The organism is Bacillus cereus group sp. Bc031, from assembly GCF_027716265.1.
Classification (GTDB): Bacteria; Bacillota; Bacilli; order Bacillales; family Bacillaceae_G; genus Bacillus_A; species Bacillus_A paranthracis.
In genome coordinates this window covers 55,909-74,884 of sequence record NZ_JAQFUL010000002.1, presented here as the reverse complement: position 1 = coordinate 74,884, position 18,976 = coordinate 55,909, and the positions used below count along the sequence as shown (strand labels likewise).

The following is an 18,976-nucleotide window of genomic DNA, read 5'->3' as shown; positions in this document are numbered from 1 at the left end:
ATGGATTGAATGAAAATAGAAGCAGTTATTTTTGATTGGGCAGGTACGACAGTTGATTACGGATGTTTTGCACCACTGGAAGTATTCATAAAATTTTTTCGTAAACGTGGTGTTAAAATTACAGATGAAGAAGCCCGTAAACCGATGGGATTATTAAAGATCGATCATGTAAGGGCACTAACAGAAATGCCTCGTATTGCGAATGAGTGGGAGCGTGTTTTCGGACATTTACCAACAGAAGCAGACATTCACGAGATGTATGAAGAGTTTGAAGAAATACTCTTTACTATTTTGCCACACTATGCCACGCCAATTGATGGGGTGAAAGAAGTGGTTGCTTTATTACGTAAAAGAGGCCTTAAAATTGGCTCAACAACTGGTTATACGAGAGAAATGATGGACATCGTTGCAAAAGAAGCAGAAATACAAGGATATAAACCTGATGTTCTTGTGACGCCAGATGATGTTTCAGCAGGCCGTCCGTACCCTTGGATGTGTTATAAAAATGCGATGGAACTTGGTGTGTATCCGATGAATCATATGATAAAAGTCGGGGACACAGTGTCAGATATGAAAGAGGGCAGAAATGCTGGTATGTGGACTGTGGGTGTAATTCTCGGTAGTAGTGAGCTCGGCTTAAGCGAGTGGGCAGCTGAAACTATGGATCCGGTAGAACTTCGTGAAAAAATGGAAGTAGTTCGAAAGCGTTTCGTTGAAAACGGGGCTCATTTTACAATTGAAACGATGCAGGGACTCGAAAACGTAATTGAACAAATCGAGAAACAAGAATTTATTATTTCATAAAAGGGGAATAGGATCATGACTGAAAATCACTACTTATTATTAACGCCAGGACCATTAACGACAACAAAAACAGTAAAAGAAGTTATGCTATACGATTGGTGTACGTGGGATGTTGAATATAACATGATGGTGCAACAGGTAAGAGCTAAACTTGTATCGTTAGCAACGAAGGAAGAAGAGAGATATACAACAGTATTAATGCAAGGAAGCGGTACGTTTTCAGTTGAAGCAGTAATCGGTTCTCTCATTCCAAAAAACGGAAAGCTGCTTGTTTGTACAAATGGTGCGTATGGTAAGCGAATTGTACAAATGGCAGAGATGTTACATATAGATGTGGTGGTCAGTCAAACAGAAGAGTGGGAGCCTACTAATATTGTAGAAGTAGAAAAGATATTACAACAAGATAAAGAGATTACACATATTGCAGTTGTTCATTGTGAAACAACAACAGGTATTATCAATCCAATTGTAGATGTATGTAAATTAGGGAAGCAATACGGAAAAGTAACACTAGTTGATGCATTGAGTAGTTTTGGTGGTATTGAAATAGATATCGCTGAGTTGCAAATTGACTTTCTAATTAGTAGTGCGAATAAATGTATTCAAGGGGTTCCAGGGTTCGGATTTGTTATTGCAAAGCGCGATGAATTGTTGAAATGTAAAGGGCAGGCACGTTCATTATCTTTAGATTTATACGATCAATGGGAAACGATGGAAAATCAAAATGGAAAATGGCGTTTTACATCACCTACACATGTTGTACACGCTTTTTATCAAGCACTACTTGAATTAGAAGAAGAGGGCGGAGTAAAAGCACGTTACAATCGATATGATAACAATCAAAAACTATTAGTGAATCGAATGAGAGAAATCGGATTTAAGCCACTAGTAGATGAAAAATATCAATCGCCTATTATTACATCTTTCATTTATCCAGAAGAATGGTTTGATTTTGATCAATTATACAATGAATTAAAGCGTGATGGATTTGTTATATATCCAGGTAAAATTTCAAAAGTAGATACATTCCGCATTGGAAATATCGGTGATGTACATGAGGCAGATATTCATCGCTTAGTTGATAGTATCGCTAAAGGAGTTGTTATAGGTTGAAAGTATTTTGCTTAGGTGGAGCAGGTAAAATTTGTCGTGAAGCAATTTTAGATTTAGTGCAATTTTCATCTTTTGAGACGATTACAGTAGCAGATTTTAACGAAGAAGAGGGGCTTAAAGTAGTAGAATGGCTCAACGATCCTCGCGTTGATTTTGTGAAAGTAGATGTAACGAATCATGAGGATACGGTTGTAAAAATGAAGGGCTATGACATTGTAATGGATGGTACAACAATTAAGTTAAATGGATTATCTACTCGATGTATTGCAGAAGCAGGTTGTCACGGTGTAAATTTAAATGGATTTGGTGAAGAAAATGATTCGCATTCTATATTTGTTCAAAACGGAAAAACATGTTTACCTGGGTTTGGTATGACGCCAGGTGTAACGCAAATGATGGCGATGCATGCAGCAAATCAGTTACATACTGTAGAGTCAGTTCGTGTAAGTCATGGTTCGTATCGTCCTATTGCTTTTTCTGCATCCATTACAGAAACAACGACATATGAATATGATCCACATTTGCCATCGCGTACAGTGTATGAAGATGGTGAGTTTAAGCAAGTGCCTCCGTTTGCGCGTCCAAGAGAAATTGAATTACCGGCGCCTTATGGTAAGACAACGCAATATATCATACCGCATTCTGAAACGATTACGTTAGCAAAAGCATTAGAAAATAAAGGCGTTAAACTAATAGAGACGAGAGGAACTTGGCCAAAGCAAAATATGCAGCTCGTACGTGCATTGTATGATTACGGTATATTGCGTAATGATCCAGTTGAAATAAATGGAAAAGAAATCGGCATAATGGATTGTATTGCGAAGTATTTATTGCAATCGAAAGAAGGACAAGAAACAGAGATTTACGGTTATGCACTTCATGTAGAAGTAATAGGTATGAAAAATAATGAGAAACAAAGACGTGTATTATATCATACACACCCGTTATCTGATGGATCTGTTGTAGGATGGGAAAAATTAAGAGCTTATACGAGAAACGTCGGTATTCCATTTGGGATTGCTACAGAGCTAATCGCAAATGGGAATGTAAATAAAGTTGGTGTTGTGACACCCGAGGAAGCTTTTGCCAAACCACAAATTATTTTTGATGAACTAAAAAAGCGTGGTATTCATATTCACGAGGAAGTTTTCGTTGAAAAGGAAAGTTATAACTTTGTATAAGTAAGGCAGTGTATGAGGTAGAAATCAATGGGGTGAGGTTATGTCTGTAGTAGGTGAAGAAAGAAAGCGAACCATTCTTGAGAAGGTAGAGTTTAAAGGGAAGGTAAAAGTTTCAGAATTAGCGAGAGAGTTTGCTGTATCAACAGAGACGATTCGTCGTTATTTAGAAGAATTGGATCGTGAAAAGAAGTTGAAGAAAGTGTATGGTGGAGCCGTCCAACTTCCGGGAGCTGGAATAGAGGCACCAATGTTAGAACGAGAGATGCTACATATAGAAGAGAAGAAGCGAATTGGGTATAAAGCAGCAACATTTGTAGAAGATGGAGATGTGATTGCGATTGATGACGGAAGTACACCACTTCAAATGGTACCATATCTTGTACATCGCAAAAATTTAACGATTGTAACAAGTTCATTTCCAGTAGCGACACAATTAATTTCTTCTATTAATAAAAAGATGTTTCACGGTGAAGTTTTATTTATTGGTGGAAAAGTATCTCCAAAACATTCACGCGTATCAGGATCTATTTCGCAGCAAGTTATCCAGCAATTTCATTTTCATAAAGCATTTGTTTCGATTGATGGATTATTACCTGGTTTTGGAGTTTCTAGTTTTGAATTAGAAAAGGCGAAACTGTCAGAAGCGATGATGAAATTAGCAGAGAAAACATATATTTTATGTGATCATACAAAGGTAGGCGTAAAAGGAAATTACCGAATAGCAGCGTTTTCGCGCATTCAACATGTAATTTGTGATAAGAAAATGCCCTATAGTTTTGAAGAGGAAGTTAAAAGGCATAATATTCAATGGACAATTTGTTAAATACGTAGAACTCCCACCTGATTGTGAGGTGGGAGTTTTACTGCCTGCAAATAGCGGGATAAAAGATTTGTATTTATGCAAAAAAAGTGGACACATTTTTCCATCTCTTTCATATAATTTACCAATACAAAAAAAGTTGGTCGAAGGAAAGAAGGGGAAGTATGTCAGAACGGATATATAATAAACTTGTATTGTATGCAAATATTTTGCAAAAAATTGGTGTCATCAATGAGAAGGAGAAAAATGAAATTCTTCATACGATAGGTAAAAAAGCTCTTTGAATAAAGGGCTTTTTTATTTTTTGCCTTTAAAAATATAAATTTAATGTAATATTCTCGTTGACATCGATAATGATATTCATTATCATTTATTTATGAGTAATTGATAATGTTTATCAATTATAAAGATTATATATGATAGGGGATATTATTTTGAAAAAAAATTATATGAAGGCGCTAGTAGTAGCGACAACATTAGCAATTCCATTTGCTGCATACTCTACTCCAGCGTTAGCAGCAATAAAAATTGAAGCAAACCAATCGGTAGCGGCAGCTAGTGAACGTACATACGATACTGAGATTAAAATATATAAGGATCAAAAAGACGAGCCATCTATGGTTTCTCAATATATAAAAGGTCCTAAAGTAACGATTGCGGATGGGAAAAAAATTGTAACTGTAACAATGCAAGATAGCGATTATTTTCAATACCTTAGAATAGAGGATAAAAACCAACCTGGCGTATTTCATGATGTGAAAGTTTTGTCAGAAGATAAGAGGAAGAATGGAACGAAAGTAGTTCAATTTGAAATTGGCGAGTTTGAGAAGAAGCACAATATGCAAATGCATATACTTATTCCGGCTATTGGATATGATCACAAATATCAAGTTCAATTTGAAATTAAAGATCCAACTGTAGGTGACAAAGAAACAGAGAAACGAGATGATAACTCTAATTCAGGCAATATGGAGACGGATCATCCAGTTGATAATCAAAATATGATAACAGATAATAAATTAAGAGAGCTTGTTAATAAAAAGGTATTTAATAGAAAAGATTTAAATACACCAATCACGAAAGAAGAGTTATTACAAGTAAAGGACTTGTTTTTAAATACGAATGAGATACTGGATTATAGTGCATTAAAATATATGCCAAATTTAAAATCTTTAACAGTTGCGAATGCGAAGATAAAAGATCCATCATTCTTTACGAGCTTAAAACAATTGAAACATTTAGCTTTACGTGGTAATGAATTTTCAGATGTAACACCACTTGTTAAGATGGATAATTTAGATTCTCTTGATTTAAGTAATAATAAAATTACGAACGTTGCACCACTAATTGAAATGAAAAATGTAAAAAGTTTATATTTATCAGGTAACCAAATAGAAGATGTAACAGCATTAGCGAAAATGGAACAACTAGATTACTTGAATTTAGCAAATAATAAAATTACGAATGTTGCACCATTAAGCGCGTTGAAAAATGTAACATATTTAACTTTAGCAGGTAATCAAATTGAAGATATTAAACCGTTATATTCATTACCTTTAAAAGACTTAGTATTAACACGTAATAAAGTAAAAGATTTATCCGGTATTGAGCAAATGAAGCAATTAGAAGAATTGTGGATCGGGAAAAATGAAATAAAAGATGTTACTCCTCTAAGTAAGATGACCCAGTTAAAACAATTACACTTACCTAACAATGAGTTAAAGGATATTACTCCATTATCAAGTCTAGTAAACTTACAAAAGCTTGATTTAGAAGCGAATTATATTTCAGACTTAACACCAGCTAGCAATTTGAAAAAGTTAGTATTCTTAAGTTTTGTTGCAAATGAAATTCGTGATGTTCGACCAGTTATAGAACTAAGTAAAACAGCCTATATCAATGTTCAAAATCAAAAAGTATTTTTAGAGGAAACAGAAGTAAATAAAGAAGTAAAAGTACCTATATACGAGAAAGATGGTAAAATCTCTACAAAAGTTCGTTTAAAGAGCGAAGGTGGTACGTATAGTAATGATGCAGTTAAGTGGAGTACACCGGGTGAGAAAGTATATGAATTTGGTGTAAAAGATCCATTTGCGGATACAGGAATCTTCTTCACAGGATCTGTGATTCAAAATGTGGTAGAAAGTAAAGAAGATAACACTTCTAAAGAAGACAATAATTCTAAAGAAGATGAAAAAGTAGGAGTAGTAGAATTTAAAGATGTACCAAAAGGACATTGGTCAGAGGAAGCAATTCATTATTTAGCGAAAGAAAATATTTTTAAGGGATATGGAAATGGACAATTTGGATTTGGGGATCGTATTACTCGTGGACAAGTTGCGTCTTTAGTACAAAGGTATTTGAAATTAGAACATAAAGTAGAGCAGAAAGAGAGATTTACAGATACGAAGGGACATATGTTTGAGCAAGATATTGCTACAGTTGCGCAAGCTGGAATTATGCAAGGAGATGGTACTGGGGAGTTTCGTCCAGGTGGAGTATTAACTCGATACGAAATGTCTGTAGTATTATATAAAGTATTTCAGCTAAAAGAAGATGAAAATAATAAAGTGAACTTTAATGATGTACCAACTGGTCATTGGGCAGAAGAATATGTGAAAGCGTTAGCGGACAATAACATATCAAAAGGTGATGGAAAAGGAAACTTTTTAGGTGATGATTTTGTAACACGTGAACAATATGCACAGTTCTTATATAACGCAATGACGAAATAAAAGATGAGAAAATACGTTATTCTTTGATTGAAAAAGAATAACGTATTTTTTATGTATAAAATGAAATAGTCAATATACATGAGTATAGACATATGAATAGCCCTTTTTAAAGAAGAGACGTGAAACTATATTGACAAAAAGGCGTTCTCATGTGATAATTCAATTAAATTTTTAGAATAATCAAAAAAATACTCCTTTTACATAGAAAGGATTCGAACATTATATGAATATTACGCCGGGGGTGACGAAATGTTATTTTTTCTAAAGAAATGGAATGAATTAAAAGATGTGAAATCTGAACTAGCACTTCGTGATTGGTTTTATGGTACAAAAATTAGCTTATCACTTTGTACGTCAAAAGAGCCGTTAACTTTTTTAGTAAACGTTGAAGGAAGAGATAAAGGGTTATTTTCAGAAGAAGATTTTATTGTTGTAAACTGTATGTGTGAACCAGTATTTGAAAATGAAGAAAAACCAGCTGCGGAATCATTTATGCATGCAGATATTTATAAAAAAAGTAGTGCAGAATGTATTTTACAAGTACAGACTGTAGATAGTCATTTAATATCAGAGTTGTATGGAGAAAAAGGGGAAGTAACATTCGATAAACGTAGCGTGGAACGTGTTTTTGGAAAAGAAGGTATAACAGAAATGACAATTCCCATTGTAGAAGATGAGAAAAAATTCGCAGATTTATTAGAGAATAATGTGCCGAATTTTATTGAAGGTGGAGGAGTAGTTCTCGTTCATAATTATGGCATGATTGTGTGGGGAAAAACTCCAGAATACGCGAAAAAATGGTTGGAGGGTATAGAATATTTAATGAACTACCATGTAAAATTGTTAATGATAAAAGGTGCAAAGAGCTCTGTTATATGAAATGTTTGTGATGTCGTTACAAGTCAATGAGTAAATGAAAGCGTTTTAAAAATAATTTTACTCATAAAATATAGGTCTCCTTATTATATATAGATTACATGTTGACATGTAAGGAGGAACATATTTTGCGAGTTAAATATCATTTTCTGCCAAAACAGCAAGTAACATTTTGCAAAATGAACGATTCAGGTAAGAAGGCTCTGCAAATTATGAATGAAACGGGATTTCGAGCAATCCCTGTATTAGCAGAAGATGAAAAGAAATTCATGGGGATTATTTATAAAGTGGATCTTTTAGAAAAGAAGTGTAATGGTGGATTAGAGGAATTAAGTACGGAACATATGCTGGAAGATTCCACTGCATTTATTTTTGAAAAGGACTCTTTTTTCAGAGCATTTTATGTTATTCGTCGTTTGCCGTTTTTAGCTGTATTAAATGATTATAATGAATTTGTTGGCATCTTAACTCATTCCAATATATTTGATGTTATTGAGGATTCATTTGGTATGCGGACGGGTGGTTATATATTAACAATTGCAACACAAGATTGTAAGGGAACGATTAAAGAACTTGGGACATTGTTGAAAGCATTTCATATCGGTGGACTATTTACGCTAGATAACGGCGATCAATATATTCGCCGCGTTATTGTCAATATAACAGATGAGTTAAATGAAAAAAGATTAAAGCAATTAATCGAAAAAATAGAGAAAAAAGGATTCAGGGTGAGTCATGTAGATTATATTTAAGATGAAAAGGAAAGGGAGCAATTTGCTATATGCAGATTGCTCTCTTTTTTAGTTTGAGTCATGAATCTTATTTTGAAACAGGAGGCGGAGATAATGCTAAATCGGATAAAAAAATAAAATCTGCATGTTCACGAATTTTAGGAATAGAGGTTTCTATAACACGTGATGTAATTTCACCTGGAGGCCCAACATGTCCGATAGCTACCATAATCGGTTTTTCTTGAAGTTTTTTAATGAGTAATTGGGCTTGTTTTGAAATATGTGCCGCTGTGTACACGTCATCAAAAAATAATTGATTTTCAATAATTGGTACTCCTAATTCTTTCCCGATTTTTGGGACGACACTCTTAGGATTTGTTTTGCTATCTAAATAAAATAAACCGTGTTTTTTACAAGCTGCGAGTATAAGTCGTACAATTCTTTCGTCTGCAGTCACCTTTGATCCCATATGATTATTCATCCCAATTGCATGTGGTACTTCTTGAATCGCTTGTTCGAGTCGATTATTTATTTCTTCGTCGCTTAAATCAGTTGTAATTGCTTTTGGTCCAAGCCATTCTTTTTTACCTTTAATCGGTTCCATTGGCATATGTATAATAACTTCGTGTCCTTTCTTATGAGCCGCTATCGCATCTTCCTTTGTGGAAGGAAGAAAAGGCATAACAGCAACAGTTAGTGGAATAGGAAGTGATAACATTTTATCAGTTCCTTTCATATTATTGCCGAAGTCATCAATGACAATAGCTACTTTATTTGTATGGGCCTTAGCCTCAATAGGAAACAAGAAGGCTGGTAAAAACATAGTCAAAATAAGCAATGCAATCGTATATTTGCGCATATAACTATTTCCTTTCTATATTATCAATCACCATTATGGTTTGCGTTTTTATATAAATTAAACAAAAAATGTCGAAGAAAAGTATATGGAAAATAGGGAATCCGCTATTTAATTGGTGTTTGTAAAAAAAGGAGATAAAAAAATTGTCTATTATTGCGAATGTATTTACAAAGATAGAATAATTTGTAATAATTCTCAAAGTGAGGGTAAAGATTTGTAAATTACAGGGAGAAAATGTTTAATTTTCTGATTCTTCAAATTCAAATATGATAAGCAGTTAAAAGTTCAATGGAGAAGTGAAGTAGAGAGCATGGAAGTATAATAAGGGGGATATGAATGTTTACTGCAAAAAGGAAGTACACATTAGAAAAGCTTTCACGTGATATTCATATGAAACGTGAAGAGATGATTCAATTAGGTTTAACGAGTGGGTTAAATAGTACGGAGACGATTCAAGTTAGTCAAGAATTGGACAAGCTTATTTTACAGTACCAGTGTTATAAAGAAAAACAAACACCAAAATGGTTATCAATTATAAAGGTACCTATTTTTCAAATTGGGTATGAAGGGAAATCAAGTAATTTTTGGCGAATGCTTGTGGCTGGTTTTATGAAATAAGTATAATTACCCTTTAGGGATAAGGATAATTATACTATGTGTAACGGAATTTCGATATGAACTGTCGTTCCTTCGTTTTCTATACTGTTAATAAAAATATGCCCGTTGTACATCTCTATAATTCGTTTACATATGACAAGTCCAAGACCTGTTCCAGTATCTTTATTAGTAAAGAACGGATGAAAGAGGTGTTTTTGAATATGTTTTGGAATCCCTTTTCCAGTATCTATAATTTGCAATTGTGCGTGTGTTTCATTGTTTGTTACGAAAATAGTTAGTGTATCGCCAAAAGTCATAGCTTCAATTGCATTTTTTGTAATGTTTAAAACCACTTGTTTCATATGGTCTTTCGAGCATCGGATATGAACAGGACGGTCTGGCAAATGTAAATGGAATACAATATTATGTAGATTCGCCTCAGATTGAATAATTAATGCTACCTCATTTAGAATGGTTCTCACATCATATGTTTGTTCAATGATTGCAGTTGGCTTTCCCAGAATAAGAAATTCACTTACAATTTCATTAATTCGTTCTATTTCTTGTTCGATGATGGAAAAATAGAACTGATCTTGTTCATCTTTATATTTCTCTTTTAATAGAGCGACGAGCCCTTTAATTCCGGTAAGTGGATTACGGATTTCGTGGGCGGTACTGGCTGCAAAAGTTCCAACTAATTCAATTTTTTGTAGTTCATTTTGTTGTCTTTCTAGTTTTGTTTGTCGTTTTAACAACATATATTGAGCGAGTAAAAATAAAATTGACATTAAAAATAAAGTAGCTATACATTCTACGGCAACCCACTGGTTTAAAGTTTTTTGATGAATAGGTAACGGAGAAACAGAGACCTTCCAATCTAATCTTTGGAGTGGAGTAGTAAGCATATTAGAATGTGCATCACTTGTTTCGTTATTATCATCGGTTAGAAAAACTACATCATACTTATCAGTTACTTCAAAATGGTATTGTGGCTTAATGGCATTTAAAGATGATGAAATGTAGTCAAAGCGTAAACTTGCTAACAATAAGCCTGAGAGCTCCTTCTGTTTATTAAAAATGGGGGAAGCAATCATAATAGCTTGATGGCCAAGAACACGATCTGTAATGACGGATGATACAGTTGTTTTCTTAGTTTGTAAGGCGTTTTGAATATATTTACGATCTGAGACATCAACAGGTGGTCGGTCACCTTCCGATGCGATTGTAATGATACCTTCTGGTGTAGCGTAATATAGACCAGAAAAACGTGCATCGTTTCCATCTGTATCATGTACAATTTCTTTCATCCCATTAATATTTCCAGTCTCGGTTCCTACGACCTTTGCGAGCATTTCTAGGGCAGAAATTGCTTCGCCAAGGTGGTGATCTAAATAGTCTCTATATAAAAAGAGAACCGTATGGGCAACTTGTTTATTTTCTTGTTTCATTTTATACGAATGATATGAATAAAATGTAGCACCAATCCCTGTTGTTGGTAGGATAACAAGCAATATATATAAAACTATGCTGTGGAATTTGAATTTCAAATTTGGTACTCCTTCTTTTTTATTATCATTATATATAAACTATGTTAAAATTGTCATGTTTTTATTCAAGAATCATTCATAATATATTTGGGGAGAGATAATGAATGAGTGAATACTCATTCGGGATTTATATGAAGTACTATTTTGTTCTTTTTATTATTGAGAATTTAAGTGAAGGGTTGAAAGTTGTATGACATCAAATAATGAACGAGAAGATATTTCTCAATCTTTAAAAGTATTTATTGCATTATCTCGTGTACATCGTTCTGTTATGGATACGACAAATAAGTCTATACAAAGTAACGGTTTAAATCCAACTGAGTTTGCTGTATTAGAACTGCTATATCATAAAGGCGGTCAACCACTTCAGCAAATTGGTGAGCGTATTTTAATAGCTAGTGGCAGCATTACATATGTTGTAGATAAGTTAGAGAAAAAGGGACTAGTAAAGAGAATTCCATGCCCGAATGACCGACGTGTTATTTATGCACAATTAACTGAATCTGGAGAGAACTTTATTTCTTCTATTTTTCCAGGGCATGAGCAAGTTATTCATCAGTCTTTTGAAATGTTAACGAAAGAGGAAAAGGACGAATTACTGGATTTATTAAAAAAGATTGGAAAGTATGAAAAGTAATAATATGTTCCAAAGGAGCTTTGGATAAAGAAATCCAAAGCTTTTTTGTTTACATGTAATGATGACAGTATATGCCGTATTTTGTTGAAGAATAAGAGGAGATTTGGAAGTAAGTATTGAATTATAGTAAAGGATGCATTTAATGGAGAGGAGGCTCGTTCATGTCATTTAAAGACTATGAATATAAAAGGCCAAATATTGAAGAATTAAAAGAGAAGTTTACAGCTGCTTTAGAGAGGTTTGATAACGCAAAAACTGTAGAGGAACAAAAACAAGTCATTCATTCAATTAACGAAATTCGTAACGATTTTGGTACAATGGGGAATCTTTGTTACATTCGTCATTCTGTTGATACAACAGATGCTTTTTATAAGAAAGAGCAAGATTTCTTTGATGAATTCTCTCCAGTTGTACAAGGATATGGTACAAAGTATTATAATGCGTTAATTCATTCTCCATTCCGTGAAGAATTAGAAGCGTATTATGGGAAGCAATTATTTGCTCTTGCGGAGTGTGATTTAAAAACATATTCTGATGAAGTCGTGAAGGATTTACAATTAGAGAATAAATTGTCTTCACAATATACACAATTATTAGCATCTGCAAAAATTGATTTTGCAGGAGAAGAAAGAACTTTATCACAGCTTATTCCATTTATGCAAGGGAAAGAGAGAAGTGAACGTAAAGCAGCAAGTGAGGCGTATTACGGATTTTTAGCTGAGAATGAAGAAGAGTTAGATCGTATTTATGACGAGCTTGTTAAAGTGAGAACGAAAATCGCCAAATCTTTAGGTTTCAAAAACTTTGTTGAACTTGGATATGCAAGAATGTACCGTACAGATTATAATGCGGAAATGGTAGCAAATTATCGTCAGCAAGTGCTAGATTATATCGTTCCCGTTACAACGGAATTAAGAAAACGTCAACAAGCACGTATCGGTGTAGAGAAGTTAGCATATTACGACGAAAACTTTGAATTCCCTACAGGTAACCCAACTCCAAAAGGAGATGCGGATTGGATTGTTAATCATGGAAAAACGATGTATAAAGAGTTATCGGCTGAAACAGATGAATTTTTCAATTTCATGTTAGATAATGATTTATTAGATTTAGTTGCGAAAAAAGGAAAAGCTGGCGGTGGATATTGTACATATATTGAGAATTATAAAGCGCCGTTTATCTTCTCGAATTTTAACGGAACGTCTGGTGATATTGACGTATTAACACATGAAGCAGGCCATGCTTTCCAAGTATACGAAAGTCGTAAATTTGAAATTCCAGAATATAATTGGCCAACATATGAAGCGTGTGAAATTCACTCTATGAGTATGGAATTCTTCACATGGCCATGGATGAAGTTATTCTTTGAAGAAGATGCAGATAAATATTACTTCTCTCACTTAAGTTCAGCACTTCTGTTTTTACCGTATGGTGTATCTGTTGATGAATATCAACATTATGTATATGAAAACCCTGAAGCATCACCAGAAGATCGTAAGACAGCATGGCGTAATATAGAGAAAAAGTATTTACCGCATCGTGATTATGAAGATAATGATTATTTAGAGCGCGGTGGATTCTGGCAACGTCAAGGACATATTTATAGCTCGCCGTTCTACTATATTGACTACACGTTAGCACAAATTTGTGCACTGCAATTTTGGAAACGTGCAAGAGATAATAGACAAGAGGCGTGGGAAGATTATGTGAATCTGTGCCAACAAGGTGGAAGTAAATCATTCTTGGAATTAGTAGAAGTTGCCAATTTAACATCACCATTTACTGAAGGCTGTGTGAAAAGTGTTATTACAGAAATTGAAGCATGGCTACAAGCAATTGACGACACAAAATTGTAAAAAACATGCGCTTTTTTTCACATGTTTAACATCGACATAATGAGAAAATGATGAGATAATAAAAGAAAATTCAGAATACTAAAGAGGTGTTTCTAATAAGGAGCGCCTCTTTTCACCAACAAAAGGGGGGGGAAGAAGTATGCTTCAATCTAATATGGATGTGAGTTTAGAAAGTTTAGTGAACTCATTACAGTCTACCCGAAGCACGCTATTGTCAGAAATTGAAATGTTAAATGATACAGAAGTGAATGTAAAGCCACGTCGTGATAAATGGAGTATTATTCAAATTTTGCATCACTTGCATTTAGTTGAACAATCTGTCACGTCTGCCCTTGTATATGCCTTACAAAAAAATGAAAGAAACACGACTCCATTTAAAGACCTCCAACTTACGCTGGATCGCACACATAAACGAGACGCTCCTCAGCAAATGAAACCAACAGAAACGCTAATGAAAAAACAGCAAGGAATCCAATTACTAGAACATTCACGACAAGAACTATTACATGCGCTTCATAGCGTTATAGATGAAAAAGACCTATTTGAAAATGGGTTAAAGCATCCTGTTTTTAATGATCTGAATTTATATCAGTGGGTTCAATTTCTTGATTTGCATGAACAAAGACATCTTACGCAGTTAAAAGAAGCGAAACACGCAATTTTACAGCGATAATTAGGAAGAAGTGGGAGACCACTTCTTTTTCATATGTGCATAGTTTTTCTTCTTATTTTGGAATACTACAGAGAGAAAGAAAAGAAGGAGTTGAAAAGTATGTCCAATAAAAAGAAAGAAGAAGAGCGCGCTTGGAAAGCACGTAAAGAAAATCAAAAACCACATGGAAAAGTGAAAGCTTTTGCTGAATTAGTTGAAGGAACAGAAAAAACGTGATGAGTATTTCATCACGTTTTTTGTATGAGTGGAAAAGTTAATAAGAAAGTTGTACCTGTACCTTTTTCACTTATAATATCAATTTTTCCGTTCATAGCTTGCACAACACTGAATACGACCATCATTCCGAGACCAGTACCTTTTTCTTTTGTTGAATAGAAAGGGGATCCAAGACGTTTTACTTGTTCTTGATCCATACCAACTCCTGTATCTTTTATATATAATTGAATATGCTTATGATCAGGAACTAATGTGAAATAAAGATCACCGCCTTTTGGCATGGCCTCAATGCAGTTTTTTAAAATATTTAACAAACATTGATTTAGTTTTTGTTTTTCTCCCGCGATAAAAAAAGAAGTACTTTGCTTTATATAATGTGTACGCACATTTGTTAAATTAGCAAGCGGTGTAATTAACGATAATGCATGCAGTAGTTCTTCTTCTAACTGTAATGTTTGTTCTTTTTCAATACTTGGTTTTGCAAAGGTTAAATAATCTGTAAGAACGTGATTTGCTTGTTCGATTCCGTTGATGGCTATGTCAATATATAATTTTCGCTCTTGCTCAGTGCATGTACCTGACTGCAAAAGTTGTAAAAATCCTTTTGTTGAAGTTAACGGATTGCGAATCTCATGAGAGATGGACGCTGCCATTTCGCCAATTAAATGAAATTTTTCAGCATTCATAAGTTCGTTTTGGAGACGAACTTGAGTTTGTAATATGTGTAGTAAATATAAAATAAGAATCGTACCAAGTATCGTACATAACTCATACACAATAATATGTGGTATATAATCAGTCTTATTTGTAACCTTTGAAAGGAAGAAAGGTATCTAACTCAATCCGTATGTGAGACTGTATATAATAGCGAGTATTATTTTTATACGATTAGAAGTTCGATTGAAAAATTTATATGTAAATAGTAGAACAATAAATAGAAGGATAGAACCGATAAGCGATGGGAAAACACCTATTCCTCCTAATAAGAAGCGATATATATTTAATACAACTAATATTGATCCACCAGCAATAGGACCTCCGGTTAATGTACCGACAACTAATACGATATGACGCATATCAAATTGAAATCCATAATTTGTTTTTGCTGCGAAAGTGATACATAGTATAGTAACGAGGTAGCATAATACAATAAATATAGCTGAATTTAATTTAGGAGAGCGTTTCCCTTTTTGATTCCAAAATAAATGGTATACGAGCATTGTAACAAGGATGAATAATATATTTAGAAAGAGATAAATAATAAAGGATTTCAGTGGGATGCCTCCTCTCTTCTTATAGTAAATTAATCATACTATAAAATGAAAGAAATGAAATGAGAAATAGCGGAAAAATCAGAAATTTTTCTGGTAGTATACAATATGTTACAATAAGCTTTGTCAATGAAAGAAGGAATTCCGTGCAATGCACGGGAGAGGTTCGCGAACTCCCTCTATAAAAAACTATGGAAACAACAATATCTTTAGGTATTGTTTTGTTTTTTTATTGTGACAGTTCAAGAACGTTCTTTCTTCTTATTCGTAGTAGAGAAGGAGAATGAGTGAAATGAAAAAAGAAAAGGCAGTTGTTGTTTTTAGTGGAGGTCAAGATAGTACGACATGTTTATTTTGGGCAATGGAGCAGTTTGCAGAAGTAGAGGCTGTAACGTTTAATTACAATCAACGTCATAAGTTAGAAATTGATTGTGCAGCGGAAATTGCAAAAGAGCTAGGAATTAAACATACAGTACTAGATATAAGTCTATTAAATCAACTTGCTCCAAATGCGTTAACGAGAACGGATATGGAGATTACACATGAAGAAGGGGAATTACCATCGACGTTTGTAGATGGACGAAATTTACTATTCTTATCATTTGCTGCTGTATTAGCAAAACAAGTTGGAGCACGTCATATTGTAACGGGTGTATGTGAAACTGATTTTAGTGGTTATCCAGATTGCCGTGACGTGTTTGTGAAATCGTTAAACGTTACTTTAAATTTATCCATGGATTATCCGTTTGTGATTCATACACCACTTATGTGGATTGATAAAGCGGAAACATGGAAATTATCAGATGAACTTGGAGCATTCGAGTTTGTTCGAGAAAAAACATTAACATGTTATAACGGAATCATTGGTGATGGTTGCGGTGAATGTCCAGCATGTCAACTTCGTAAAGCAGGATTAGATACGTACCTACAAGAACGCGAAGGAGCGAGTAACTAATGGATAATTTCTTTGGATTTCGTATCGTAGAAAATTTGCAAAAAATGGACAAGGATATTCAGCGTAAACAGCTCAAATATCATAATAAACGAGTAATGGTCAGCAAGGAATTTACATTTGATGCAGCACACCATTTACACTGTTATGAAGGGAAATGTAAAAACTTACATGGTCACACATATAAAGTTGTATTTGGGATTAGTGGATATGTAAATGAAATCGGTCTTGCAATTGACTTTGGAGATATAAAAGAAATTTGGAAGAATGAAATAGAAATTTATTTAGATCATCGTTATTTAAACGAAACGTTACCAGCGATGAATACAACTGCTGAAAATATGGTCGTTTGGATTTATGAAAAGATGGCAGAAGCGTTAACAAAAGATAATCGTGTGAATGAATATAAAGGAGCTCGTGTTGAATTTGTTCGTCTATTTGAGACTCCGACTAGTTATGCAGAAGTAAGACGGGAGTGGATGCTCGATGAGTAAAATCCCTGTCTTAGAAATATTTGGTCCGACTATTCAAGGTGAAGGAATGGTTGTAGGACAAAAGACGATGTTTATCCGTACAGCTGGCTGTGATTATAGCTGCGCTTGGTGTGATTCTGCTTTTACGTGGGATGGATCTGCTAAAGATCAAATTAGACAGATGACAGCAGAAGACGTTTGGAATGAGCTTGTAGAAATTGGCGGCGAAAATTTTTCTCATGTTACGATTTCAGGTGGAAATCCGGTATTGTTGAAAAATATTGAGTTTCTTCTTTCTATATTAAAAGAGAATGGAATGCGAACGGCAATCGAAACGCAAGGGAGCAAATGGCAAGATTGGTTACTTGAAATTGATGAAATAACGATTTCTCCGAAGCCGCCAAGCTCGACGATGAATACTGATTTTCAGAAGTTAGATGATGTAATTCAGAAGCTAGCAGGAAAAGATATTAGCTTAAAGGTAGTAGTATTTGACGATTATGATTTTGAGTATGCAGTTAAGATGCACGAACGTTATCCAGATGTACCATTTTTCTTACAAGTAGGAAATGATGATACAAAAACTGTGGATGATGCGATGTTGATTAAAAAGCTATTAGATAAGTATGAGTGGCTTATTGAAAAAGCGGTTAACTGCAAAGAAATGAATAATGCAAAAGTATTGCCGCAGCTTCATGCGTTAGTATGGGGAAATAAACGCGGAGTATAATGAGAAGGGATGTTTAAAATGGCAGGAAGATTAGATGAAGATTTAAAAGATGTAACATTATTAGGAAATCAAAATACAAAATATTTATTTGAATATAGCCCAGAAATTTTAGAGGTTTTTGATAATAATCATCCAAACCGTGATTATTTTGTAAAATTCAATTGTCCTGAATTTACAAGCTTATGTCCGAAAACAGGCCAACCAGATTTTGCGACAATTTATATTAGCTACATTCCAGAACAAAGAATGGTAGAGAGTAAATCTTTAAAACTATATTTATTTAGTTTCCGCAATCATGGTGACTTCCACGAAGATTGTATGAACGTTATTATGAATGACTTAATTAAATTAATGGATCCACGTTACATCGAGGTATGGGGTAAATTCACACCACGTGGAGGGATTTCAATTGATCCTTACTGTAACTACGGTCGCCCAGGAACGAAGTATGAACAAATGGCTGACTACCGCATGATGAACTATGATTTATATCCAGAAACAATTGATAATCGTTAATATATAATAGAAAGAAAGGATCTGTATGTTATACAGATCCTTTCTTTCTATTATATTATGCATTTTGATTAATGACAGTATAGTTTTTATGACTAACAACTGTAAGAGGTTCCATATCTAGTTCTCTAAAATTCTCCATAATTGTTATATCTACAATAACAGAGTTTTGATTTACTTTTTGAACACGGCCTTGCATTCCACCTTTAAATTCAATGATATCTCCAGTTTCTGCGATCTGCATAAGCAACTCTCCTTGTTACAGTTTTTCCAAAAAAGAATAATTTGGGATTTTTTATTTTCCTTTATTTTGAACTATGTTTCCTGTTTTGTAAATGTTTTCAAAGTAAAAATTCGAAAAATATTCACTTTTTGTAAGAAAATATGTAGAA

19 protein-coding genes, 1 pseudogene and 1 riboswitch are annotated in these 18,976 nt (G+C 34.0%); of the genes and pseudogenes, 16 read left to right on the top strand and 4 right to left on the bottom strand.

What is annotated here, in order from left to right:
* The first annotated feature begins 9 nt into the window (after nt 1–9).
* The 7 genes from phnX to cbpA all read left to right on the top strand — a co-directional run bounded on the left by phnX (nt 10) and on the right by cbpA (nt 8,281).
* On the top strand, nt 10–804 hold the full coding sequence (gene phnX, locus PDQ33_RS01415; RefSeq protein WP_270754527.1) for a phosphonoacetaldehyde hydrolase: 795 nt from the start codon (nt 10–12) through the stop codon (nt 802–804).
* A 15-nt stretch (nt 805–819) separates the two neighbouring features.
* Complete coding sequence (gene phnW / locus PDQ33_RS01410; RefSeq protein ID WP_270754528.1) at nt 820–1,917, top strand: 2-aminoethylphosphonate--pyruvate transaminase; 1,098 nt, start codon at nt 820–822, stop codon at nt 1,915–1,917.
* Nucleotides 1,914–3,098, top strand: a complete 1,185-nt coding sequence (locus PDQ33_RS01405; RefSeq protein WP_270393183.1) for a saccharopine dehydrogenase family protein — start codon at nt 1,914–1,916, stop codon at nt 3,096–3,098. Before phnW ends, PDQ33_RS01405 begins: the two co-directional genes overlap by 4 nt.
* Before the next feature lie 40 nt (nt 3,099–3,138).
* On the top strand, nt 3,139–3,921 hold the full coding sequence (locus PDQ33_RS01400) for a DeoR/GlpR family DNA-binding transcription regulator (RefSeq protein ID WP_000117662.1): 783 nt from the start codon (nt 3,139–3,141) through the stop codon (nt 3,919–3,921).
* A 413-nt stretch (nt 3,922–4,334) separates the two neighbouring features.
* Nucleotides 4,335–6,653, top strand: coding sequence for an NEAT domain-containing leucine-rich repeat protein (locus PDQ33_RS01395; RefSeq protein WP_076872811.1), 2,319 nt, complete (start codon nt 4,335–4,337; stop codon nt 6,651–6,653).
* Between the two features lie 249 nt (nt 6,654–6,902).
* On the top strand, nt 6,903–7,532 hold the full coding sequence (locus PDQ33_RS01390) for a class II aldolase/adducin family protein (RefSeq protein ID WP_000895995.1): 630 nt from the start codon (nt 6,903–6,905) through the stop codon (nt 7,530–7,532).
* Nucleotides 7,533–7,657: 125 nt separating this feature from the next.
* Nucleotides 7,658–8,281: a cyclic di-AMP binding protein CbpA gene (cbpA, locus tag PDQ33_RS01385; protein ID WP_001264219.1), complete on the top strand. Its 624-nt coding sequence runs from the start codon at nt 7,658–7,660 to the stop codon at nt 8,279–8,281.
* A 67-nt stretch (nt 8,282–8,348) separates the two neighbouring features.
* On the opposite strand, the gene PDQ33_RS01380 is transcribed toward cbpA, so the two are convergent.
* Nucleotides 8,349–9,119 (bottom strand): divergent polysaccharide deacetylase family protein, encoded by a 771-nt coding sequence (locus PDQ33_RS01380; protein WP_001234121.1) that lies wholly within the window; start codon nt 9,117–9,119, stop codon nt 8,349–8,351.
* A 336-nt stretch (nt 9,120–9,455) separates the two neighbouring features.
* Here PDQ33_RS01380 and PDQ33_RS01375 point away from each other — a divergent pair, with 336 nt between their 5' ends.
* Nucleotides 9,456–9,737, top strand: coding sequence for an aspartyl-phosphate phosphatase Spo0E family protein (locus tag PDQ33_RS01375; protein WP_000493391.1), 282 nt, complete (start codon nt 9,456–9,458; stop codon nt 9,735–9,737).
* A gap of 29 nt (nt 9,738–9,766) precedes the next feature.
* On the opposite strand, the gene PDQ33_RS01370 is transcribed toward PDQ33_RS01375, so the two are convergent.
* Nucleotides 9,767–11,263: a DUF3149 domain-containing protein gene (locus PDQ33_RS01370; RefSeq protein ID WP_000669145.1), complete on the bottom strand. Its 1,497-nt coding sequence runs from the start codon at nt 11,261–11,263 to the stop codon at nt 9,767–9,769.
* Nucleotides 11,264–11,453: 190 nt separating this feature from the next.
* Between PDQ33_RS01370 and PDQ33_RS01365 the strand changes: the two genes are divergently transcribed.
* The 4 genes from PDQ33_RS01365 (at nt 11,454) to PDQ33_RS01350 (ending at nt 14,645) form a co-directional block, all read left to right on the top strand.
* On the top strand, nt 11,454–11,900 hold the full coding sequence (locus PDQ33_RS01365; RefSeq protein WP_000203341.1) for a MarR family winged helix-turn-helix transcriptional regulator: 447 nt from the start codon (nt 11,454–11,456) through the stop codon (nt 11,898–11,900).
* A gap of 161 nt (nt 11,901–12,061) precedes the next feature.
* Nucleotides 12,062–13,756, top strand: a complete 1,695-nt coding sequence (locus PDQ33_RS01360; RefSeq protein WP_000008563.1) for a M3 family oligoendopeptidase — start codon at nt 12,062–12,064, stop codon at nt 13,754–13,756.
* 139 nt (nt 13,757–13,895) lie between these two features.
* The gene (locus PDQ33_RS01355; protein WP_270393172.1) at nt 13,896–14,429 is read left to right on the top strand and encodes a DinB family protein; all 534 of its coding nucleotides are present in this window, start codon (nt 13,896–13,898) and stop codon (nt 14,427–14,429) included.
* Between the two features lie 99 nt (nt 14,430–14,528).
* Nucleotides 14,529–14,645 (top strand): DUF6254 family protein, encoded by a 117-nt coding sequence (locus PDQ33_RS01350; RefSeq protein ID WP_000066280.1) that lies wholly within the window; start codon nt 14,529–14,531, stop codon nt 14,643–14,645.
* 11 nt (nt 14,646–14,656) lie between these two features.
* Here the strand turns inward: PDQ33_RS01350 and kinB are convergent.
* Nucleotides 14,657–15,865 (bottom strand): annotated as a pseudogene (kinB, locus tag PDQ33_RS01345) (sporulation sensor histidine kinase KinB).
* A 206-nt stretch (nt 15,866–16,071) separates the two neighbouring features.
* Nucleotides 16,072–16,115: riboswitch (PreQ1 riboswitch) on the top strand.
* A 93-nt stretch (nt 16,116–16,208) separates the two neighbouring features.
* Here kinB and queC point away from each other — a divergent pair.
* The 4 genes from queC to queF are packed head-to-tail and all read left to right on the top strand — an operon-like array spanning nt 16,209 to nt 18,587.
* Entirely contained in the window at nt 16,209–16,871 is a 663-nt protein-coding gene (gene queC, locus PDQ33_RS01340) for a 7-cyano-7-deazaguanine synthase QueC (RefSeq protein ID WP_270754534.1), read from the top strand.
* A complete protein-coding gene (gene queD, locus PDQ33_RS01335; RefSeq protein ID WP_000368413.1) occupies nt 16,871–17,362 on the top strand; it encodes a 6-carboxytetrahydropterin synthase QueD in 492 nt (163 codons plus the stop codon). The genes queC and queD overlap by 1 nt, the downstream gene beginning before the upstream one ends.
* A complete protein-coding gene (queE, locus tag PDQ33_RS01330) occupies nt 17,355–18,071 on the top strand; it encodes a 7-carboxy-7-deazaguanine synthase QueE (protein WP_000036283.1) in 717 nt (238 codons plus the stop codon). The genes queD and queE overlap by 8 nt, the downstream gene beginning before the upstream one ends.
* A gap of 18 nt (nt 18,072–18,089) precedes the next feature.
* Nucleotides 18,090–18,587 carry a preQ(1) synthase gene (gene queF / locus PDQ33_RS01325; protein ID WP_270754535.1) on the top strand — a complete coding sequence of 166 codons (498 nt, stop codon included), beginning with the start codon at nt 18,090–18,092 and terminating at the stop codon, nt 18,585–18,587.
* 55 nt (nt 18,588–18,642) lie between these two features.
* Here queF and PDQ33_RS01320 read toward each other — a convergent pair whose 3' ends face one another.
* The gene (locus PDQ33_RS01320) at nt 18,643–18,828 is read right to left on the bottom strand and encodes a YkvS family protein (RefSeq protein ID WP_001165081.1); all 186 of its coding nucleotides are present in this window, start codon (nt 18,826–18,828) and stop codon (nt 18,643–18,645) included.
* Nucleotides 18,829–18,976: the final 148 nt, after the last annotated feature.